Origin of the sequence: Streptomyces jeddahensis, from assembly GCF_001642995.1 — a bacterium.
In the GTDB taxonomy this organism is placed as follows: Bacteria; Actinomycetota; Actinomycetes; order Streptomycetales; family Streptomycetaceae; genus Streptomyces; species Streptomyces jeddahensis.
In genome coordinates this window covers 32775-52884 of sequence record NZ_LOHS01000077.1, presented here as the reverse complement: position 1 = coordinate 52884, position 20110 = coordinate 32775, and the positions used below count along the sequence as shown (strand labels likewise).

At 66.8% G+C, this 20110-nt stretch carries 18 protein-coding genes; 8 read left to right on the top strand and 10 right to left on the bottom strand.

All coding sequences use genetic code 11. The features are described 5' to 3' along the window. From STSP_RS16155 to STSP_RS16145, 3 genes are all read left to right on the top strand, one after another. Positions 1-691, top strand: a 691-nt coding sequence (locus tag STSP_RS16155) for an alpha/beta fold hydrolase (RefSeq protein ID WP_078067230.1), incomplete at its 5' end; no start/stop codon positions are given. After that, the gene (locus STSP_RS16150; protein WP_078067226.1) at positions 675-1268 is read left to right on the top strand and encodes an SMI1/KNR4 family protein; all 594 of its coding nucleotides are present in this window, start codon (positions 675-677) and stop codon (positions 1266-1268) included. The genes STSP_RS16155 and STSP_RS16150, both read left to right, overlap by 17 nt. A 123-nt stretch (positions 1269-1391) precedes the next feature. Further along, entirely contained in the window at positions 1392-2846 is a 1455-nt protein-coding gene (locus STSP_RS16145) for an FG-GAP-like repeat-containing protein (protein WP_198547359.1), read from the top strand. Here the strand turns inward: STSP_RS16145 and STSP_RS37135 are convergent. Then, entirely contained in the window at positions 2807-3046 is a 240-nt protein-coding gene (locus STSP_RS37135) for a DUF397 domain-containing protein (protein ID WP_078067225.1), read from the bottom strand. The two genes, STSP_RS16145 and STSP_RS37135, sit on opposite strands and share 40 nt — an antisense overlap. Further along, positions 3043-3891 (bottom strand): helix-turn-helix domain-containing protein, encoded by an 849-nt coding sequence (locus STSP_RS16140; RefSeq protein ID WP_067277962.1) that lies wholly within the window; start codon positions 3889-3891, stop codon positions 3043-3045. Before STSP_RS16140 ends, STSP_RS37135 begins: the two co-directional genes overlap by 4 nt. A 219-nt stretch (positions 3892-4110) precedes the next feature. Between STSP_RS16140 and STSP_RS16135 the strand changes: the two genes are divergently transcribed. Further along, complete coding sequence (locus STSP_RS16135; protein WP_067277983.1) at positions 4111-4773, top strand: ATP-binding protein; 663 nt, start codon at positions 4111-4113, stop codon at positions 4771-4773. Here the strand turns inward: STSP_RS16135 and STSP_RS16130 are convergent. From STSP_RS16130 to STSP_RS16095, 8 genes are all read right to left on the bottom strand, one after another. Continuing rightward, entirely contained in the window at positions 4758-6110 is a 1353-nt protein-coding gene (locus STSP_RS16130) for a DNA cytosine methyltransferase (protein WP_067277960.1), read from the bottom strand. The genes STSP_RS16135 and STSP_RS16130 overlap by 16 nt on opposite strands. Positions 6111-6119: 9 nt before the next feature. Beyond that, positions 6120-7967: a DNA cytosine methyltransferase gene (locus STSP_RS40990; RefSeq protein WP_332835374.1), complete on the bottom strand. Its 1848-nt coding sequence runs from the start codon at positions 7965-7967 to the stop codon at positions 6120-6122. Beyond that, on the bottom strand, positions 7964-8860 hold the full coding sequence (locus tag STSP_RS39640) for a hypothetical protein (RefSeq protein WP_198547358.1): 897 nt from the start codon (positions 8858-8860) through the stop codon (positions 7964-7966). The genes STSP_RS40990 and STSP_RS39640 overlap by 4 nt, the downstream gene beginning before the upstream one ends. Further along, the gene (locus STSP_RS16115) at positions 8857-10854 is read right to left on the bottom strand and encodes a hypothetical protein (protein ID WP_067277958.1); all 1998 of its coding nucleotides are present in this window, start codon (positions 10852-10854) and stop codon (positions 8857-8859) included. The genes STSP_RS39640 and STSP_RS16115 overlap by 4 nt, the downstream gene beginning before the upstream one ends. Next, positions 10851-11876 (bottom strand): PD-(D/E)XK motif protein, encoded by a 1026-nt coding sequence (locus STSP_RS16110; protein WP_067277956.1) that lies wholly within the window; start codon positions 11874-11876, stop codon positions 10851-10853. The genes STSP_RS16115 and STSP_RS16110 overlap by 4 nt, the downstream gene beginning before the upstream one ends. Further along, the gene (locus STSP_RS16105) at positions 11873-14425 is read right to left on the bottom strand and encodes a Z1 domain-containing protein (RefSeq protein ID WP_067277954.1); all 2553 of its coding nucleotides are present in this window, start codon (positions 14423-14425) and stop codon (positions 11873-11875) included. The genes STSP_RS16110 and STSP_RS16105 overlap by 4 nt, the downstream gene beginning before the upstream one ends. A 227-nt stretch (positions 14426-14652) precedes the next feature. Further along, positions 14653-15141, bottom strand: coding sequence for a very short patch repair endonuclease (locus STSP_RS37130; protein WP_232789663.1), 489 nt, complete (start codon positions 15139-15141; stop codon positions 14653-14655). A 271-nt stretch (positions 15142-15412) separates the two neighbouring features. After that, positions 15413-16459: an SEC-C domain-containing protein gene (locus STSP_RS16095; protein ID WP_067277949.1), complete on the bottom strand. Its 1047-nt coding sequence runs from the start codon at positions 16457-16459 to the stop codon at positions 15413-15415. Between the two features lie 238 nt (positions 16460-16697). On the opposite strand from STSP_RS16095, the gene STSP_RS16090 reads away from it, so the two are divergent. The 4 genes from STSP_RS16090 (at position 16698) to STSP_RS16075 (ending at position 20001) form a co-directional block, all read left to right on the top strand. Then, the gene (locus STSP_RS16090) at positions 16698-17546 is read left to right on the top strand and encodes a class E sortase (RefSeq protein ID WP_232789662.1); all 849 of its coding nucleotides are present in this window, start codon (positions 16698-16700) and stop codon (positions 17544-17546) included. A gap of 136 nt (positions 17547-17682) precedes the next feature. Next, positions 17683-17997 carry a DUF6412 domain-containing protein gene (locus STSP_RS16085; RefSeq protein WP_067277946.1) on the top strand — a complete coding sequence of 105 codons (315 nt, stop codon included), beginning with the start codon at positions 17683-17685 and terminating at the stop codon, positions 17995-17997. Positions 17998-18146: 149 nt separating this feature from the next. Further along, the gene (locus STSP_RS16080) at positions 18147-19004 is read left to right on the top strand and encodes a YidC/Oxa1 family membrane protein insertase (RefSeq protein ID WP_067277943.1); all 858 of its coding nucleotides are present in this window, start codon (positions 18147-18149) and stop codon (positions 19002-19004) included. A gap of 139 nt (positions 19005-19143) precedes the next feature. Further along, positions 19144-20001 carry a fumarylacetoacetate hydrolase family protein gene (locus tag STSP_RS16075; RefSeq protein ID WP_067277940.1) on the top strand — a complete coding sequence of 286 codons (858 nt, stop codon included), beginning with the start codon at positions 19144-19146 and terminating at the stop codon, positions 19999-20001. Positions 20002-20110: the final 109 nt, after the last annotated feature.

The following is a 20110-nucleotide window of genomic DNA, read 5'->3' as shown; positions in this document are numbered from 1 at the left end:
CCGGGTGGTGACGTACGACGCCCGAGGCCACGGAGCGAGCACGCGCCGACCGCCGGATATGACGCGGGCGGCGTGCGTACGGGACGCGGTGGCCGTGATCCGCGCACTGGACCTCGCCCCGGTGACGCTGCTCGGCCAGTCCCTGGGCGGCCACACGGCCCTGCTCACCGCGGCCGCGCACCCGGACCTGGTCCACGCCCTGATCCTGGTGGAGGCGGGCCCGGGCGGCCCGAACCCGGAGCTCCCGAAGCAGATCGGCGACTGGCTGGACGGCTGGCCGACTCCCTTCAAGTCCTTCGCCGAGGCGGAACAGTTCTTCGGCAACGAGGCCTGGGCGCGAGGCCTGGACGAGCGCCCCGACGGCTGGCACGCGCGCGTGGACCGCGACGTCATGGTCGCGGCCGTCGCCGAACTCGCCACGCACGCGTACTGGGACGAATGGGAGCGGGTGCGGTGCCCGACGCTCGTCATACGGGGCGCGCAGGGCACGATGCCGGAGGCGGAGACGGCCGAGATGCGGGAGCGCCGCCCGGGGATGACACAGCTCGCGGTTATCCCGGACGCGGCCCACGACGTACACCTGGACCAGCCGGCGCGGCTGCGCGCCGCGGTTACGGTTTTCCTGCCCGGTGCCGAAGGCGCCAAGGCACGAGACGGTGCGCGAAGGAGTGGCAGTGAGTGGGAATCCTGAGACGGCGGCGCTCGCCGAGATCGTGCCGACGGCACAAGGGGTGGACGAGCAGATCGATTGGGGTGAGCTTGAGGAGATATGGGGGACCCGCTTTCCGACCGACTACGTCGCCTTCATGGAGACGTACGGGGCAGGCCTGCTCAGCGAGGAAATCGTCATACTGCTGCCAGTTCCTCGCCCCGATTCGTATTCGGACGGGACCGGCCTACGGAACGAGACCCTCAACGCCCGCGGCACCTGGGAGATGCTCGGCGGGAGAGTGGCCCTCGACGTAGACCCCGATTCCCTCCTGGCCTGGGGCGTAACCAGCGGCGCCGACATCTACTGCTGGCTGACCACGGACGACGACCCCGACCGATGGCCCGTCCTGATCTGCGGGCGGCACACGGATCCGACTTTCCAGATCCACCCTTTCGGCATGGCGGAGTTCCTGCGCAGAGTGCTCACCGATGAGGAATTCCAGGAGGAGACGATCAGCGTCGTCCTTCCGGAAGAACACTCCTTCATCAACTGGCGTGAGCAGAAACGGCGATTGGATGCCGACCTGAACCCCTCTACGGGTAAGCCCTGGTATTAGCAGCTTCAGGAGCCGTGGGGTACGTCTGCGTGGCGGACTGACCGATGGCGTAGGGCAACCGTTCAACCGACCTAGGAGTCACTTGTGTGACCACAATCCCAACATGAGGTGAAGAGGGACGACTTGCGAAGAAGACTTCTGGCTGCCACCGCTGTGGCTGCGATGACGGCCGGCGGCCTGGCCCTGCCCCTCGCCGCTCCGGCCGCCGCCGTCGGCGCCACCGCCGACGACTTCAACGGTGACGGCTACACGGATCTGGTGGTCGCCACCCCCAAGGCCAAGGTGAACGGACAGTCACAAGCGGGGCAGTTGACGGTCCTGTACGGCTCGGCGTCCGGCGTTTCGACGAGCCGTTCCGCCCTGATCAGCCAGAACACCGCAGGAGTGCCCGGCGCGGCGGAGGCGTACGACAAGTTCGGCACGTCCTACGCCACGGGCGACCTCGACGGCGACGGCTACACCGACCTGGCTGTCGGCGTGCCGATGGAGGACTCGACCGCTTCCGACATAGGCATCGTCCAGATCCTGTGGGGCGGCTCCAGAGGACTGGTGAACGGTGGGCTGACCGTGTACGGAGCGCCGGACTCGCGTTCCGCCTACCTGTACGGCTCCAACCTCGCGGTCGGCGACTTCGACGGCGACGGCCGTGACCAGCTCGCCGTGACGGGTTACGCCGGAGTCTCGGTGTTCGACGACGGATTCACGCGGTCCACGGCTCCCGCCCGGACCGAGTTGTCCACCGGTTCCCCCAATGTGTACCGGGGCACCGGATCGATCGTGGCGGGCGACTTCGACGGCAACGGCGCCGACGATCTCGTGGTGAACGGGGACAGTGACATCGAGGACGACGACTCCACGGCCCTGTGGCTCGGCTACTACGCGGGCGGCTCCGACGGCATGACGTTCACCGAGAACCCCGCAAGCGTGCCGCTCGATGCCGCGAGCGGCACGGCTGCGGGCGACTTCGACAAGGACGGGTACGACGACCTGGTCACCTACGGGCGGGGCTCCTCCGGAGCGGGCACCATCGCCGTCCACTACGGCGGCACTGGTGGCATCCCTGGCAGCTCGCGCAGCCAGCTGATCGACCAGAGCACCTCGGGTGTCCCGGGCGTGAACGAGTCGGGCGACGCATTCGGCGCCAGCGTCTCGGTCGGCGACGTCAACGGCGACGGCTACCAGGATGCGGCAGTGGGCGCGCCCGGCGAGGATGTCGGCACCCGCGAGTACGCCGGAGCGGTCTGGCTGCTCAAGGGTTCGGCCTCCGGCCTGACCGGCAGCGGCGCCCAGTCCTTCACCCAGAACACCACGGGTGTGCCCGGCACCGCCGAGTTCATGGACCAGATGGGATCCGCTGTCCGGCTTCAGGACCTGAACGGCGACGGCCGCGCGGACCTCACCGCCGCCGCCTCCGGCGAGGACGTCTTCGACGACGACGTCCACTACCACGACGGTGCCGACTGGTTGCTGCGCGGCACCGCCTCGGGCCTCACGACGTTCGGCGCCGTGTCGTTCAGCGAGAAGGCGTTCGGCCTGACCTACCGCAACAAGTCCTTCGGATCGGTACTCGGAAGCTGACCTCGGCCGAGGCCCTCGACGAAGGTTCGCCAGGCACCGGCCCGGAAGGCGACGACCGGGCCGGCCGCCTGCTTGGAATCGCGTATGAGTGTGCCGTCGACGGTGTGCGCGCACTCCACGCATTCGCCGCCTGCGCCGTTGCTGTACGAAGACCTGAACCACAAAAGGTTGTTCCCGAAAGTCGACTCTGCACTGGTCATCGTGTGTATTCCTTCAGAACGGACTTGATCAACTGGGTGGAGCGCTGAGGGCTGAGAGCCGCGGCCCGCAGGCCGTCGAAGGCCCTGGTGTACTCGCGAACGTGGTGTTCGCCTTCCAGATAGGTAGCGTCGGTGATGCCGTCCCGGTACACGATGTCGGGGTCTTCCGGATCCGGGAAGCCGAGCATCGTGAACGAGCCCGTGGCCGGATAAGTGCCGGAGTCGAAAGGCAGAACCTGCAAAGTGACGCTCGGCAACTCGGCTGACGCCAGGACCTGCTCGAGTTGCTCGCGCATCAGTGCGTGACCCCCGATGACATTTCGGAGAGCGCCTTCGTTCACGATGAACCAGGCGTCCGGGGCGTCGGGTCGGGTGAGCATGTCCTGGCGCTCAAGGCGTACGCGAACTGCGCGATCGATGTCCTCCGCCGACATATGGGCACCGGTTGTGTGGAGCTCCCGGGCATACGCGGCTGTCTGCATGAGGCCGGGCAGCAACTCGCACTGGTATTGACGGAACGTGGAAGCGTCCTGCTCCAGACCGATGTAGATGTTGAACCACTCGGGCACGCCGGAGCCGTGGACCTGCCACCAGCCGCGCGTCTTGGCCTGCCTGGCCAGAGACTTGAGGAACTCCCGCAGCTCGGCGCTGGTGCCGTAGAAACGGCACAAGGCCTCGACGTCTGACGGCTGGACCCTTCCGCTGCCCGTCTCCATGCGGTTGACCTTGGAGCCACTCCAGTCCAGCGCCTCACCGACCTGGGCACACGTGAGGGCGTTCTTCTCACGGAGCTTCTTCAGCTCGATCGAGAGGCGACGACGGCGTGCCGTCGGTGAACCAGCCATCTCAACCTCCGTCTTGCTAGCGGGTGTTCAGTCTCCGCGCCAGGAGGTGTGCTTGCCAATCACCCGATGGTGCGAATCCCGTCGTGCACATTGCATGACGGGATGTGTCGCCATCATTCTGGCTAAGCGCTACGCACCGTATGGATAGGTAACGCTGCGCTGTCTTGCCGGGGACCTGGCGGACGTCGAGAGGAGCTGGGCGTGGTCCAACAAGCGTGCATGTCGAGGAAGCCGTGGGATCTGGCCTTCACGGCCGCACCCGCGGAGGTGTCGGCCCTGCGCCGCATCATGCGAACGCACCTGGGCCTGTGGGGTCTCCATGAGGCGGTCGAGGCCGCCCAACTCTGCGTGAGCGAGCTCGTGTCCAACGTCATCACACACGTAGGGCCGGGCACCCCGACAACCCTCGCTGTCTCCATGAGCGGCACATACGTACGGATCGAGGTGCATGACCCCGACACCCGAGCCCTGCCGACGCTCCTCAACGCGGCCACGGACTCTGAGTCAGGCCGCGGCATGGCGCTCGTCGAGGCCGTCGCTGACCGTTGGGGCGTCCAACTCCGCGCTGACCGGAAGGTGGTCTGGTGCGAGTTGGCGACCGGGCTGTGCTCGTCCGACGGCCATAGCGGCGGCGCCCGTGTGACACGGGTCGAGGCGATGCTCAGCCTCTACGAAGCGGCAAAGCTGCCTCGCCCGGCGGGACCCAACCGGAGTCCGGTGAGCGTGGTCGTAGCAGAGGCGACGGCGGTCGACGCCATCGCCGATCTACTCCACTGGCTCCGGGCACACGGCTGTGATCCGGACGAGGCATTGGATCGGGCGCAGATTCACTTCGAAGCGGAGGTGGGTCTGTCGGCCGACATGGTTCAGTCGCGTAGGTAAGCGTGGATCGCAGAGGCGATGGCCGTGCCGAGAGGGATGGGTACAGCGTTGCCAATCTGTGTGGCGATGTCCGTCTTTGAGCCACACCAGCGGAAGTCGAGGGGGAATCCTTGTATGCGGGCAGCCTCGTAGTGGGTGATCGGGCGGGAAGCCGTTGGGTGGAGGTAGCGCCCCTTTTCCGGCTTAAAGAATTCGGTGCGGATGGTGACCGAGGGCTCGCCCAGGCGTAGACGACCCATGACGTCGCCCGTACCGGTGTTGTGATTGTCCCAGCTTGTGGTCGAGAGGTATTTGACCGGTGTCCTCACGCCCGGAGGGTTCGGGGTGTCGAAGATGTGAACCTCGCCGCATTCATCGACCGTGTACCACTTGTTGCGCAGATCCTTGCGGTTTCCACCCGGAGGGATGGCGAAGTAGCGGGCTATCGAGAGGGGCGCCGGGTTGCGGCCGAAGTGGAGATCCGGAGTGGTGAAGACACCCGGGACGACAGCGTCTACCTCAAGAATGTGATCTTTGCTGTCCGGAAGTTCAGTGCCGCGGATCGCGAGCCGTGACGACTCGTCGAAAACGCTGTCCACGGCTCGCCAGTACGCGGTCCCCACATCGAGACCGTGGAGCGGCTGAGTGGGGATGCCAGTATTGCGCTTTGGGCGACGGATATGCGTTCTGGTGGGGTACGCCAATGTTCGGCCGTTGTCGACATCGCGGCGCACGCCGATGACGATAGCTCGCCTGCGCGCTTGGACCGCACCGTAGTCGGCGGCGTTAAGAAGGTACCGCTTGATTCTGATTTCCTCGGTGTCGATTGATTCGTGACCAGGAGGATCAACGAGCCGGTAGTCTGCCAGCAGACCGTTCTTTTCTACCTGGCTGAGCAGGTTGCGGAATTCGTTCGACTTGAGGAATCGGTCGACGTTTTCGATGACGAAGACCTTGGGGCGAATTGCTGCAACGATCCGCACATATTCCTCCCATAGGCGGTTGCGGTCGCTGCCCTTCTTCTCACGGTTCAAGGCCGAGAAACCTTGGCAGGGAGGTCCTCCGACTACTACGTCCGCGTGGAGGGCATCAGGAGTCGGTTTCCAATCCTCGATGTCTCCGACGTGGATGTGGGCAGGAGGGAGCGTCTTGTCCGAGCGGCCGCTGCCGAAATTCACGGCGTACGTGGCAGCAGCAGCGGGGTTGTGCTCGACGGCCGCGATGCTGTGGAAGACCGGCCCACCGTCCTTTGCCCCCTCCGGTCGGAACTCGTGAAACCCCTGGGTGAAGCCACCGCAGCCGGCGAACAAGTCGACGACTGTGATGAGCGTGGGGTCGAGCGGGCGGGGCGTGTGCATGGGGTGATCTTAGCTTCGGAGAGCGGCTGCGATGGCCCGTCCGACAGCTGCCGCGAGCGGTGGTGGCATTGCATGGCCGATCTGACGATACCTGGATGTCTTGCCGCCGAAGAAACGCCAGTCGGCGGGGATGGACTGGATCAGCGCGGCCTGATCGACAGTCAGCTTGGGTAGGCCGTCCTCCGGGAAGTCCAGGTCCGGCGGTTCGTCGCCGAGGCTGTTGCCGTTCACGCCGAGCGCGGCCCAGGCCTTCTTGCTACCAGTAGGCCCGAGGTCCGCACCGCCCCGCCGGTCAGAGCCCCCGACGAGTGCGGGCGCGATGCGGTCGGCCCTTTTAATCCAACGTTCCGCGCCGCGCCAGCCATGCGCGGACATGGATCGTCCGAGAACCTGGCCAACGGTCGGTGCCGGCTGCTTGTCCGGTTCCGGCCAGGAAAATCGAGAATGGTACGGTTCCCGCAGTGCGACCAAGAAGCCGCTGCTGCGGTTCTGCGGCACGCCGTAATCAGCGGCATTGAGGACTCGCCAGCTCGAGCGGTAGCCCGCATTGTGGAGTTGGGCTTCGATCCAGAAGCGGTCAACGTCGAAGTCCGGGCTTTCGACGAGGCCGGGGACGTTCTCCAAAAGCACGGCCTTCGGCTTGATGCTGCATGCCAAGGTGATCGCGGCTTTGAGGACTCCACGCTCTTCGACGTCCTCGGCGCGGCCGACGGTGGCCGGGGACTTCACGCGTGGCAGTCCACCGCTGAGGAGATCAACGCCCAGCGTCTCCGGGCGCATGCCCGGGTGAAAATGGACGAGATCCATACAGACGACGTCCCACTCGGGCCGGTTGAGGTCGATGGTGAAGCATGCGTCGGCCTTGCTGTCGATGAGCAGTACCGGGTCGAATCCGGCGCTTTCGAGGCCAAGAGCCTGCGCTCCGGCGCCGGCGCAGATTTCCACGGACCTGAAGCGACGGGAATCGTCCCACACAGGCGAGGCGGATCGGGGGGTTGGTACCCTCTCCTCGGCCAGCGCGACAAGAGATGAATTACCGGCAACATTGCGTCGTTCCGTGTCCTGCCCGGCCTGCACGGTCTCGTCCACGGTCGCCGAGGACGCGAAGCGTTGGGCATCGACGGATTCCTGGGCGACCGCGCGCAGTTCGTGATCCAGGGCCTCCTCTTCGATACCGTCAAAGAGCACGAACGGCGCTAGTCGCAGCAGCCTCTTCAGGAAGTCGCGGAGCGTCTCGCGTTCGTTGAGACCGCTCAGGTCGAGGTCTTTCCAAACGCGGAGGATGGCCCGGACCATGTGAGGACTTCCACCGAGGGCGGCACGGCGTGCGTAGATCTGGTCGAACGCGGCCTCACCGAGGATCTTAAGAGCGTCGTACGGCTCAGGGGCGTCCGACGAGCGCACGAGTTGTGCCCGCCACCACAGTCGGCCAAAGACGTGTCGGGTGAGGTCCGTGCCCAGGACACGGTCCTTGGGAGGCTGGGGGTAGCGCCAAAAGGCAACGTCCGGCAGCAGCACCAGCGCGAGGAAGGCCCAGACGTCACGAGAGGCGGCCTCGGCGGGCACCATGCCCATCTCGGCATGCAGCAGGGCAGCAAGCCGGAGGTCGAAGTCGGCATTGCGCGTGCGGTCGGAGTCGTCTGGGAAGCCAGAACGCTTGGCGAGGTCGACGACGCCTGAACGCAGGTCCTGGAGTTGAGAGGGGGAGACTCGGTCGCCGCCGGTGGCCACGTATACCGCCGACTCATGAGAGACGTCTACTCGACTGCCCAGTTCAGCGATTGTCAGATGCCGGTACTGCTCGAAGAGTGGCCTGGCCTGCTCGGCGAGCAATCGCGGGTAGAGGAAGCTCATCATGACACCTCGAATATCTTGACCGCCGCCTGCAGATCAGAGGCGAAAAGAGCTGGTGACTGTCGTTGGCGCAGACGGATGTCAGTGATCGACTGGCCCGGGAAGAGTTGGTCGAACAGACTCAGCATGGTGGCCCCCAGCGAGCCGTCCGGGAAGTCGGCGTCCTCGGCGAAGTCACCGTTGCCGAGCGCGTGCTCCATCATGATCCGGGCAGCGTCCGCGTACACCGCGGAGAGCACGATTCGATCCACGGGGCGGGGCTTGCCAGCGTTCTCGAATGCTGTGGCGGTGACCGTGTTCCGCTCGTTGACGAGCAGGAGCAGGGAGCCCATGGTGGCGCTCTCCAGGCCACCGCTGATCTGCAGGTGCCACGCTGCCTCGTCGGGAAAGGACGTCCGAGCGAAGTCGATCACAGCCATGGGGAACTGCGGTGCGTCGCCCTGTAGCCTCAGCGACTCACGATCGCTCCACAATACGGAGCCTGCCCGACGGGGTGAGGAGGGTCGGGCGTCGCTTCGGCGTTCGGCCAGTACGAGGGCGGTGTCGAGGAGTAGCAGGCCGCCCAGATCAGCACCCTTCAGTCGGATATCGAGCTCAACTTTTCTGGTGCCGCCCTCGACCAAGCGCACATGTTGCGCCGGCCCGCTCAGATTGGACCCCGTGGCCGTCCATACGGCCGCGAGCATGAGAGCCGCGTCGGTCGGAAGCCCCGACTGCACGCGCGCCCGATCCAGGTCGACGCTGACGGTCCTGCGCAGGTGCAGGTCCATTTGGTAGTCCCAGTCCGGCAGCGCCTCGGGCATGGTGACCTCGCCGTCCTCGGTCACCAGCAACCACTTTTGGGCGGTAAGCACGTCCTCGGACGGGATGCGGTAGGGAAGAATGCGCCGAGTCACGGGGTCTTCACCGCCTCGACCTTGATACCGATCTCCGTCATGGTGTCAGGGGCCGGACGTACGAGAGCGCGCCATATGGATTCGCCGCCCTCGATCACGTATGCCTCGGAGGAGTACAGCCGACCCGCTCCGTCTTCCCAACCGATCAGCTCGGGCATGCTTGCCCCGATGGGCGGATCTGTCTCGCGCCCGCCAGTACCGGGGAGTGTGACGGCCAGATCGATCCGGACCCGCTGTGGCCCGGACACGGGCAGCCGGAACTCCTGGACAAGTACGGAGGCGTCCCCGCGATCGTCGTAGTAGGGATCGCCCACGTACTGCACTCGCGGACGACGGCGCATTGTGCCAGTTCGGTCGGTCTCCGAAGTGTTGGCGAATGGTTGGCTGTCGGCGCTGGACCCCTCGTGTCCCGCAGTTCCGTCGGCGGCGGTCCGTGCGGTACCGGAGGCTGCCGTCCCCGGGACGCGACGGTCCAAGGCGGGACGCGTCGTATTTTCCTCCATGTCCTCCGACTTCGAGCCCCGTGGGGCAGTGCTGCCTGGCTTGGAGTAGGCGGTGGCTCCGCCGATTCCCCACACTCCGCCGACCAACCCGGAGAAGAGAGAGCTGGCCGCACCCAATGCGATGTTGCTGGCTCCTGGGCGGGCGACGCCGCCGAGGGAGAGCAGACGGTCCAGGGATTCGGTGATGCGCCGGAAGGTCGTGTGCACGAAGGTGCTCTCGGGCCTTTCGAGCGACTGGGGGTTCCAAGCGTCATGTGTGGGTGGTTCGGCCTTCGCGTAGATCTCATCCATGGCCTCGTCGGCTCGGAAGACCCCGGCATACCCCTGGTTCGCACTCGGGGGCTTCGGCCCGGGCCGATAGGTAACCACGAGCTCTGCGGGGCGCATCAAACAGACGTGATGGACGAGATCCTCGATGTCGAGCATGCGGGATGCACGGCTCGGCTCCAGCGGCGGCATGATTCTCTTCACCAAACCGAGGCGCCCGAGGTATCGCTTGGGCTTCATGCACTCCAAACCGATGCCGTCCGGCCCGGTCATCATCTCGTAGGCGGCAACGAACATGTTGAGCGGACGGGTCTCCCGCGGATCCGGTACGAGGTGTTCGACACCGTCGCAGGTGACGGAGAAGCGCATGGCGGGTGGTTTGCCGGCAGCGGAGATCATCTTCGGCCAGAGGTGCCAGGCGATGGTCTCAGCCAAGTAGTCAGCAGCGTCGGCCGACTCGAGGTCGTCAAGGTTCGGATCAACGACGACGATGGTCGTCCCTGTCTCGTGGGGACCGAAGGGCCTGAGGCCCAGACGCTGAGCTGTGCCCTCCGCCTTCTGACCGACCAGGGGTTCGACAACATCTCCCGAAGTGTCGCCCCACCAGTGTCGACCGGTGTAACGACGGTCTCCCTGCGGCTCGGCCGCCACATAGCTCTTCCAGAGGGTGCAACCGATGAGCCGGGTCTCATACCCTCCCTGCGCAGTTCGGCAGCGGGAGTGCACCAGGACGGTGCCGGACTTGGAGAGCAGGTAGAAAATGCCCTTGCCGAAGCCGTAGGTACCTCCGCCCAGCGCCGTGTCACGCGGTTCACCTATGTTGCGTATGAAGGAGACGAAGTCGCGGTCGGGCCCAACTGCGTCGTCAGCGCGGGTGGGCCCTCCGAGCCCTCGAGTACCGCGGTCGGAGATGGCGAGGACCCGAACCGAGCCACGCCTGAGGGTCTCGCGCAGCGGAAAGTTCTGCGCGCCGGCGGGTGCCCCGTCGAGCAGGAGCTCTCGCCAGGCGCCGGTGTGGGCCGGACTCACCGTCCACATATCGATGCGGTAGTCGACCGGAGCGGACGCCGGCACAAGACGGGCGTCCCAGCTGTTCTGCGCGGACTCGCGCACCAGAATGGTGAGCAAGTCGAGTTCCGGGCGCCCGAGCTGGTTGCGGATGCCCTCCGCGGCGCTCGCGCCTTCCGGAGGATAGGGCTGGGAGAACCAGCGGGGCTCCGTCACGCGTACTCCTGGATCATGCTGTCGATCATCTGGGTCACCTGGCCGGGCGCCAGAGGGACGGGCGTTTCACCCGATAGGTCGATGGTGTACTCGACGTCCAGTACCGACACCGGCACGCCGGCCGCGACGAGTGCCTGGCCCGTCAGCCCCGGGAAGCCAGGGTCGACGCGATACCACCTCTCCTCGCCAATCACGAAGCGGACATCGCGGTAGCGGTCGGCATCAGATGGGCGGTACCCGGCTTCTGCCAGCAGTTCGAGAAGGGCTCCCTCGTCATCGCACATACGCAGTGCCCGGTCGACCAACTCCACGAACGCGGGGCCAGAACCGTTCACAGTGGTGGGATGCAGGCGGAACCACGCTAGAGCAAGCGTCCCGCCCTCCGGCCCTTCAAGTTGATCGAGACCATGGATCCGTGGCTTTCGACCTTCGCGGGCGGTGCTGGACTTCACCTCGACGGCGATGGTCCCAGCCGAGAAGTCGTGGCGATGCCCCTCTGGGCCGCGCCAGAGCCGGTGGGCGCTCGAGTCCGTCTCGAGAAGCCGGTTGAGCACCATCAATTCGCCGAAAAGTCCGGCGAGTTGCTCCGGACCCAGTGGCGTTCCCTGCGTTCGGAAAAGGGCCTTCCAGCGGTCGAGAACGCGGTAGAGGGCTTTGACAGGGTTCTCGGGTAGCTCTTCGGCTGCGCCCAGCACATCCACGCATAGTTCCGTGAACAGATCGCTGAGGTCGTTGCGGAGGCAGGAGAGGTCGGCGTATTGCTGATAGGTCTCCTCATCCTCCAATGCCCTTTTACGCAGCCGGAGGACCGGCCCCTCCATGCCCGGACGTATCTTGCGATTTGCGTGGACCGGCACCAGGACATGGCGGTGCCCCTCGTAATCGATGGCCACCGCCAGCGGGCCGCCCTCGGTGATCACAGGAAGTTGCGCGACCCGTAGGCGATGCTCTCCTGTGGTCTGCTCGGCCTCCAGCGCGGTCCAGTGCTCCTCAACAAGCCTGCGGAGCGTGTCCTCGTTCATGCGTCCTCGCTGTCGAGGAGGCTGTAGTCCTCGTCCTCGATCCGTACGTTGGCCAGGTTGGCGGATATGTACTTCTTCACCGTGCTGTCCATGTCCCTGGGCTTAGGGAAGACCAGACCGACTCCGATGACGTGCTCTTCGGCGTTCAACGGGGCACGCAGCTTCTTCGTAGGATTCGGCTCGGACACCTTGTCGATCGGATAGAGAACCAGCAGGCCGGTGTCCGGAAGCTGGACGCGTCGCAGGTCCGTAATCTCCTTCTCGGTCAGCTTCGCCGTGTCACCTGTCAGGTCCACCGCGGCGTCACGACGGCTCATCAGCGTCTTGATATCGGCGAAGTCCGGGGCGGCATTGGGGATTTCGAGGCGGGCACGGACATTACGGCCGACGGTCACGCCAGAGGCAAAGGTGAAGTCCTCGCCCTTCGGATTGCCAACGATCGCGACGTTCCACCGACCCAGCGAGCCCGCCGTGGCGACTCGTTTCCGGATGTAGTCGATGATGAGGTCCGCGTCGTTCTCCGGGGACTTCTCATGAAACTTGTAAGTCGCGAGGAAGTCGGTGACGACATCGTGCGGCACGTCACGGAAGATGTACCGCCCCTCTTCGGGTCGTTCCTCGGTCCTGACCGCGCTCGCGACAGACGCCGCAACCAGAGCCCTTGAGGCGTCGATATTCCCGCGCAGCCAGTCGGCGTTAGTGTGGAAGTAATGCGTCTGGACCCGCTGCCCGCCGTAGGCCGAGGCCGCCGTAACGGCGTCGCGCATCTTTGCAGCTGCAGTCACGCGTAGGGCGGGATGTGTACGCAGTCGCACGGCGAACGTGAGGGGCGTCTCGTCCTCGGTCATGTAGATGTCGATGTCGCGACGCATCTCCGTCTCGACCGTGGCCAAGTGCCGGAACCACTCGGCCAACTCGTCTGTCATCCAGATGCGGGGCAGGTCGGCGTAGCCGTTCCGGAAGCCGAACCAACGCCCCATCTGCAGCAGAGTGTCATACGCCGAGACTGACCGGACGAAGTAGCTGACCGACAGGCCCTCAAGGGTCAGCCCCCGCGAGAGCGTATTGCCGCCCACGGCGATCGCCACAACGGGACCGTTCTCGTAGTCGAGGCGCGCCTCGCTGCTGGAGTTATCCATGATGACCCGGCAGCTGTCGAGGACTCCCGGCAGTTCGGGCACCAACCGGTCGAACGAAACTTTCGTCTCACCGAAATCTTCGGCAGCAACCCGTTCGGTTTCGCCCTCCCATAGGTCACGCAGTCGGGACAGGAAGTTGGCGTCCGACAGGGACCGCGCGGACCGGTCGCGCAGATGCGCCAGTGGCGCCTCGAAACTGTTGTGCACCGCGGTGTTGACACTGGTGTGGATCAGCATTGTGCTGTGCGGATTGCCGGTTCCGCGTACTCGCCTGGCTGCCGTGACCAGCCAGAAGTACTCGACTGCCCTGCGAAGGGTCTCGGTGATGACAGGCTCGAAGCCCTCGACGTCGGCTCTCGTCTCAGGGCGCACGCACGGCACGTCGTCCTCGGGAATCGAGCGGATCATGTCGTAGCCGTCGTCAACTTGCTCAGGGTCCTCACCGTCCAGCGCGTAGCGCCCGAAGAGAACCTCGGTACCGAAGTGCCCCATGGGTTTGGGAAGGTTGACGACGAAGTCCTTGGGGTACAGGTCCTCGGCGCTCGGGTCGATCAGCAGGTTGGCGAACGGCGAGGCCGTATAGCCGACGTAGGCGCACCTCGGCAGGCAGCTCATCATGCTGAGGATCAGAGGATTGATCGACTTCGTCGCCACGGTGGCCTGGTCGGCCTCGTCGTCGATGATGAGCGCAGGGCAGTCCTTGAGATAGTCCGATGCCTTCTCGAGCCACCGGGCTAGCTTGCGAAGGACCGTCGCATTCTTCTTCACCACGCACAGCACGTGCGTCTTGTTGTTCTTCCCGAAGTACGATGCCGGGTTCTCTTGCGGCGTGAAATCCTTGTCGAGCCCGGTCAGCTGGGACCACATGGCGGGATTCGGCTCCACGAGCTGCTGCACAAGACGCGCCTGGGTCTGGCGGCGCAAGCCATTGTGGATGCCGGCTAGGACGATGAACAGCTTGTAGCCGCGGTCCGCAGCCTTGGCCATGACCGAGGTGAAGTTGGTCGTCTTGCCGGACTGTACGTAGCCGACGACGAGGCCCCGAGTTGAGAACGCCTTCTCCTTGGGATGGTTCAGCAGCGAGACCACGCGCGTGGAGGAGTCGTCGAGGGCGCTGATCGCTGGTTCCTGTGGCCAACCGTCCTTGCGAAGCAGGTCCACGATCGCGGGCCAGCACTTGTCCTTGGCCTGTGGGCCCGTGTACCAGGTGTCGCGATTGCCTAGAATCACCGCTTGAGGTTCTTCGAGTTCCTTTATGCGGATCGTCTGCTGCTCGTGTCGCTCACGGATTCGCTGGACGACGTCCGGGCTGATGCCGAACTGCTCCAGCCGCTTGACCGATTCCGAAGGGGGAAACGCGTCCAAGAGCGCCTTGAACGTCTCGTACATGTCGTCGAATTCGTCGGTCATGGAATCGACTGCCCCCGGGCTCTCGTTCGCTGCAATCGGTCCCCAAAGCTCTTGTCATCGCTCATGGCTTCTGAGCGAGGCAGGCGCTTGCGGCACACGACGGCACGCCACTCATGTGTGCAACGCCTACACACTATTGGGTGAGTGGGGCACGGATGCACGAAAACGAGATCACGATCGGTCTTCGGGCCCCGGACTATGGAGTTCCGCGGCAGGCGTCGTCTGCCCTACTGGTCGCGCACGGAGACCGGGACGCTTGGTGTCGGGTGCAGGCGACTCGAGTCAGGAGCCGCCGAGGCCGACCGTCTGGACATCACAGTGGCAGTGATCCGGCGCGCAACGTCCTCGACCGATTCGTGCTCCCAGAACCTGAGGACTGTCCAGCCTGCGACAAGCAGGTGATCGGTCGTCTCGCGGTCCCGGGCCATGTTGCGGTCCAGCTTTTCCCGCCACCAGTCTGCGTTTGCCTTTGGGTGTGTGGCGTGTTCTGGGCAACCATGCCAGAAGCAACCGTCCAGGAAGATCGCGATTTTTGCTCCTGGGAAGGCAATGTCGATCGTCCGCCGCGGCATGCCCGGAACCCGTACGTGGAGGCGGTACCGGAGGCCGGCGGCGTGGAGCATTTTGCGCACGGCCATCTCGGGTGTGGTACCCCGACTGGTCTGCCGACTCATGCGGGCTGAGACAGTAGGGGAGGAGGGCCTCATGGTGGCCATGGTGTTCCTCCTTGTCCTCGACCCGTTTCACGGAACGCGCTAGGCGACGGTTCGAACGCAACTAGTTACCGCCACCGTGGATCGTCACGAAGTTGATGGTACGCACCCGCGTAGTCCGGATGATGTCCGGGACCGAAACGGCAGCAGCAAACGGAAGGCCGTGAGCAGTCCGATTCGCCAGGATCACCAGCGTGAGGCGGACCACGAACAGCGGGCGAGGGCCAGACGGGCCGTACCGCAGCACGACATGGAAGCTGTGGCGCAGTTCACGTCACCCGTCGGACCCGTGACACTCCCCATAAACCCGCCCCGACCCACACCAACACCCCTCATCCCCCCGCGGCGGCCAAGCCACCGCCCGGCCCCGGGCCGCCAGCGTCGTCGCGTACTGCGGGAGCAGCGACGCGTCCGACGGGGACGAGGCCTCCGAGGCGGCGAAGGCCTCGTACGACGGGACCGTGGCCGTGACGATGCCGAGGTTGGGGGTGCCGGAGGCGGCTAGTTCGCGGAGGGAGGTCTCCACTGTGGCGAGGTGTTCCTCGTGGGAGGGGTACTCCGACGTCAGGGCCGGGTATGCCGTGAGGAGTTCGGTGAGTTCGGCGGCCGGCCAGTGGAGTACCGCGACCGGGAAGGGGCGGGAGAGGGCCTCTCGGTAGGAGCCCAGCTCCGCCTGCAGGCGGGAGATCTCCGCGCGGAGCTCCGCGGGGTCCTCGGAGCCCAGGGACCATACGCGCTTGGGGTCGTGGAGTTCGTCCAGGGACACGGGGGCGGCAGCCGAGGCGGACGTGTGCGCCGTGTGCAGCTCGTCGGCCAGCGTGTCCCACTCGTCGTGCGGGGCGCCGAGCATACGGCGGACCCGGTGGCGGCCGAACAGGACCGGGTGCACGCCCTGCCGCGGCTCCGGGTCGCCCGCCAGCAGGAGGGCGACCGCCTGCGTGAACGTTTCCTGGGCCGCCTCCAGCTCGTCGTGCGACTCGAGCGCCTCGGCGACGATCACCCACGGTGCCGGGTCCTTCGGCGCCGCGGCCCGTACGCCCTCGATGATCGCCCGGGCCTCCGCCTCATGGCCGTACTCCCAGAGGTTGGCGGCCTTGAGGGCCTTCACCAGGTGGGGGTTCTCCAGGGCCGCTGGGGAGGACGACGAGAGCAGGCGGTCGTAGAGCGTCGTCGCACGTTCTCGGTCCTCGGCCAGTTCGAGGTGGGCCGCGGCCTGCAGCAGCAGGTGCTCCGCGTCCTCGGGGTAGAGCCCGGCCGTGCGCACCATGCGCTCGGCTTCGGCGATGTGGTCGACATGGTCGGCAGGCGTGTCGGGGCGCATGGGGGACACCGTACTGCGGTCAGGTGGCCGTGAAGAGGCATGTGTGCGTCAGTGTGGGCGGCGGCGCGTGATCTTTGGGCTGTCCCATGTCCCGGTCTGTGCGCCGCCTGTCCTGGTCTGTGCGCCGCCCGACCTGTCCCCGCCGCTTCGCGGCCCTGGTCACTTGAAGGCGCAGCCCCTATGGTGCGGGCCGATGCGAGCCGGTGCGGGGCGATGCGGGCCGGCGGAGGGAGAGGCCGTGCGGGTGTGGTGGCGGGCGCGGGTTCCGGTGGTCGTGCAGGGGCGGCTCCGTCGGCGTGCGGCGGCTGCCCGGGTGCTCTGGGCCGGCGCCGAAGTCGCCGTCACCGTCGGACTCGTCCTGCTCCTCCTCGTCGTACACCAGCTGTGGTGGACCAACCGGCAGGCGCAGCAGGCCGCCGACCGCACGGTGCAGGCCCTGGAGCAGGAGTGGGGGAGCGGCGGTACTCCGGGCGGTGAGGACAGCACGGGCAGCGGGGACAGCACCGGCAGCACGGACAGCGCGGAGTCCGCGGGCGGCGACGGCGGGCAGCAGGGCGCGGACGATGACGGTTCCGCCGCCGCGGGCTCGTCCTCCGGCGCCGGTACCCGAACGCGGCCCGCCGCCGCACCCCGCTGGGACCAGGCCTACGCCGTCCTCGCCATTCCCCGCCTCGGCCTCCGCGTCCCCGTGGCCGAGGGGGTCAGCAAGGGGGGCGTCCTCGACAAGGGGTACGCGGGGCACTACCCCGGTACCGCCCAGCCCGGCCGCGCCGGGAACTTCGCCCTGGCCGGGCACCGCAACACGCACGGTGAACCGTTCCGCTACATCAACCGCCTCCAGCGCGGCGACGAAATGCGCGTCGAGACGAAGACGGCCGTCTACACGTACGTCGTCGACAAGACCCTGCCGCAGACCACCGCCCGCGACGGCAGCGTGATCGCGAGCGTGCCGCGCAGCCAGGTCAGGACCGGATACGGGTACCGCGAACCCGGCTACTACCTGACGCTGACGACCTGCACTCCCGAGTACACGTCCAAGTACCGGCTGGTGGTGTGGGGAAAACTGCAGTCCATGCGGCCGCGCTGACCGGGACCGTTCCTGTATAACGGCGGGGAAGCGTATGAACGCCTGTACGGGCACATGGCGCCGCGTACGGCACATGCCGCGTACAGCGCCTGGTCCGTACGGCACACGGTGAGCGGGAGAGGAGGAAGCACCGCACATGATCGCAACGTGGTCCTGGTCGACACTGCGTCCGGCCGCCCTGCTGCTCTTCCTCCTCGTCGAGACGGTGCTGGCCGACACCGGCAGCCTCACGGCCGCCGTCGCCCTCGCCGCCACCGCCGCGGCCGGCTCCGCCTTCGCCGCGTGCTCCCTCATCGCCTCGCGCTGCGCGCCCGCCGTACCGCCCACCCGGGTGCGCACGGCCATCCGCGACCGTGAACACCGCACGGCGTTCCTGCCGCAGCGGGACCCCGACGCGTCGGGGCGCCCTCGGCCCCGGGCACCGGGCCGTTCCCTCCTGACGGCCGCGTAAGCGACCCGCTCCCGCGCACGCTGCGGGGCGCGCTTTCTCATCGCGCGGTCGTCATGCCGACCTCTCATCCCAGGCCGGCCGGCTCACCGGCCGTACCGAGCCGTACCGGCCTTTTCCCGGCACGATGAGACCCCTCGGAGGGCTCCCGCATGTCCGTCTTCTCGGTTTTCGCCGATCTCGTCGAGCAACTCGCCGACCTGCTCCAGCCGCTGTTCCACGCCTCGGCAGCCGCCGCCGCGATCGTCCTGTTCACGGCGTTCGTACGACTCCTCGTGCACCCCCTGTCGCGGGCCGCGGCGCGCGGGCAGCGCGCCCGGGCCGAACTCCAGCCCCGGATCGCCGAACTGCGCAAGAAGCACGGAAAGGACACCGAGAAACTGCAGAAGGCGATCATCGAGCTGCACAAGGAGGAGAAGGTGTCGCCGCTCTCCGGCTGCCTGCCCAGCCTGTGCCAGGTGCCCGCCTTCTTCCTCCTCTACCACCTGTTCTCCAACACGACGATCGGCGGCGAGCCGAACGCGCTCCTCGGCCACGCGCTGCTCGCCGCGCCCCTCGGGGACCGGTGGGTGGACGCGCTCGCGCACGGCGGGATGTTCGGCGCGCGGGGTCTGGTGTACGTCGGGCTCTTCGCGGTCGTCGCGGCGGTGGCCACGTTCAACTACCGGCGTTACCGGCAGCAGATGGCGGCCATGCCGATGCCGGTCGTCGGGGGCGGAGGGCCGGAGGCCGGCTCGGGGCAGCAGGTCCCGGGCCTGGGCGCGATGACCAAGGTCATGCCGCTGATGTCGTTCCTGACCCTGTTCACCGTGGCGGTGGTGCCGCTGGCGGCGGCGCTGTACGTGGTGACGAGCACCACCTGGAGCGCGGTCGAGCGGGCCGTCCTCTACCGGGGCATGCCGGGGATGGCGGGGACGGCGGGGACGGCGGGGGAGGCGGCGGGGACCCGGAACGCCGCCGGGGCCCGGCCCGCTTCCGAGGGGCCATTGAAGGCGCAGTCGGGTACGTGAACAGGCGCTTCGTGACGGTCCAGTACGTGAACCGGGTATTGCGGACTCCACGCCGAGATCGGAGGATCAACCAGTCCTCCGATGGCTGCGTGTGCGTACCGTCGGCTGGGCTGGCCGCAACCAAGGGAGATGGACAAGCATGAAGCTGCTGCGTGTCGGTACGGCGGGGGCGGAGCGCCCCGCACTGCTCGATGCCGACGGGACCCTGCGGGACCTGTCGGGGATCGTCCAGGACATCGACGGTGAGCTGCTGGCCGACGAAGCAGCGCTCGGCCGTGTCCGGTCCGCGGCCGGCTCCGGTGAGCTGCCCGTGCTCGACGCCGCAGGGCTGAGGGTCGGGCCGCCCCTCGCCCGTATCGGCAAGATCGTGTGTATCGGGCTGAACTACCACGACCACGCCACCGAGACCGGTGCCGAGCCGCCCGCCGAGCCGGTCGTCTTCTTCAAGGCGGCCGATACGGTCGTCGGGCCGTACGACACCGTGCTGGTGCCGCGTGGCTCCGTGAAGACCGACTGGGAGGTCGAACTGGCGGTCGTCATCGGGCGTACCGCCCGCTACCTGGAGTCGGAGGAGGAGGCGCTCGCGCACGTCGCGGGGTACGCGGTGGCGCACGACGTGTCCGAGCGGGAGTTCCAGATCGAGCGCGGCGGCACCTGGGACAAGGGCAAGAACTGCGAGACGTTCAATCCGCTGGGGCCCTGGCTGGTGACGGCCGACGAGGTCCCGGACCCGCAGGCGCTCGGCCTGCGGCTCTGGGTCAACGGCGAGCTGAGGCAGGACGGGAACACGTCCGACCAGATCTTCTCGGTCGCGGAAGTCGTCCGGTACGTCAGCCAGTTCATGACGCTGTACCCGGGCGACGTCATCAACACCGGTACGCCGGCGGGGGTTGCGCTCGGGATGCCCGAGCCGAAGCCGTTCCTTCGGGCGGGGGATGTCGTGGAGCTGGAGATTGAGGGGCTGGGGCGGCAGCGGCAGGAGTTCAAGAACGCGTAGTGCCTCCGGCGGAGAGCGGGGGTGACGGGCCCGGCCACTCGGGGGGTGCCCCCCCGGTTGGCCGGGCCACTGTCATGTGAGGCGGTGCCCGCCGTCGTGGGGCTGTGCC

Coding starts and splice junctions, on each gene's coding strand:
- STSP_RS37135 (WP_078067225.1), bottom strand. CDS start 3,046: ATGACCAGTGCAGAGTCGACTTTCGGGAACAACCTTTTGTGGTTCAGG.
- STSP_RS16140 (WP_067277962.1), bottom strand. CDS start 3,891: ATGGCTGGTTCACCGACGGCACGCCGTCGTCGCCTCTCGATCGAGCTG.
- STSP_RS16135 (WP_067277983.1), top strand. CDS start 4,111: ATGTCGAGGAAGCCGTGGGATCTGGCCTTCACGGCCGCACCCGCGGAG.
- STSP_RS16130 (WP_067277960.1), bottom strand. CDS start 6,110: ATGCACACGCCCCGCCCGCTCGACCCCACGCTCATCACAGTCGTCGAC.
- STSP_RS40990 (WP_332835374.1), bottom strand. CDS start 7,967: ATGATGAGCTTCCTCTACCCGCGATTGCTCGCCGAGCAGGCCAGGCCA.
- STSP_RS16110 (WP_067277956.1), bottom strand. CDS start 11,876: ATGAACGAGGACACGCTCCGCAGGCTTGTTGAGGAGCACTGGACCGCG.
- STSP_RS16105 (WP_067277954.1), bottom strand. CDS start 14,425: ATGACCGACGAATTCGACGACATGTACGAGACGTTCAAGGCGCTCTTG.
- STSP_RS37130 (WP_232789663.1), bottom strand. CDS start 15,141: ATGGCCACCATGAGGCCCTCCTCCCCTACTGTCTCAGCCCGCATGAGT.
- STSP_RS16095 (WP_067277949.1), bottom strand. CDS start 16,459: ATGCGCCCCGACACGCCTGCCGACCATGTCGACCACATCGCCGAAGCC.
- STSP_RS16085 (WP_067277946.1), top strand. CDS start 17,683: ATGATCGCAACGTGGTCCTGGTCGACACTGCGTCCGGCCGCCCTGCTG.
- STSP_RS16080 (WP_067277943.1), top strand. CDS start 18,147: ATGTCCGTCTTCTCGGTTTTCGCCGATCTCGTCGAGCAACTCGCCGAC.
- STSP_RS16075 (WP_067277940.1), top strand. CDS start 19,144: ATGAAGCTGCTGCGTGTCGGTACGGCGGGGGCGGAGCGCCCCGCACTG.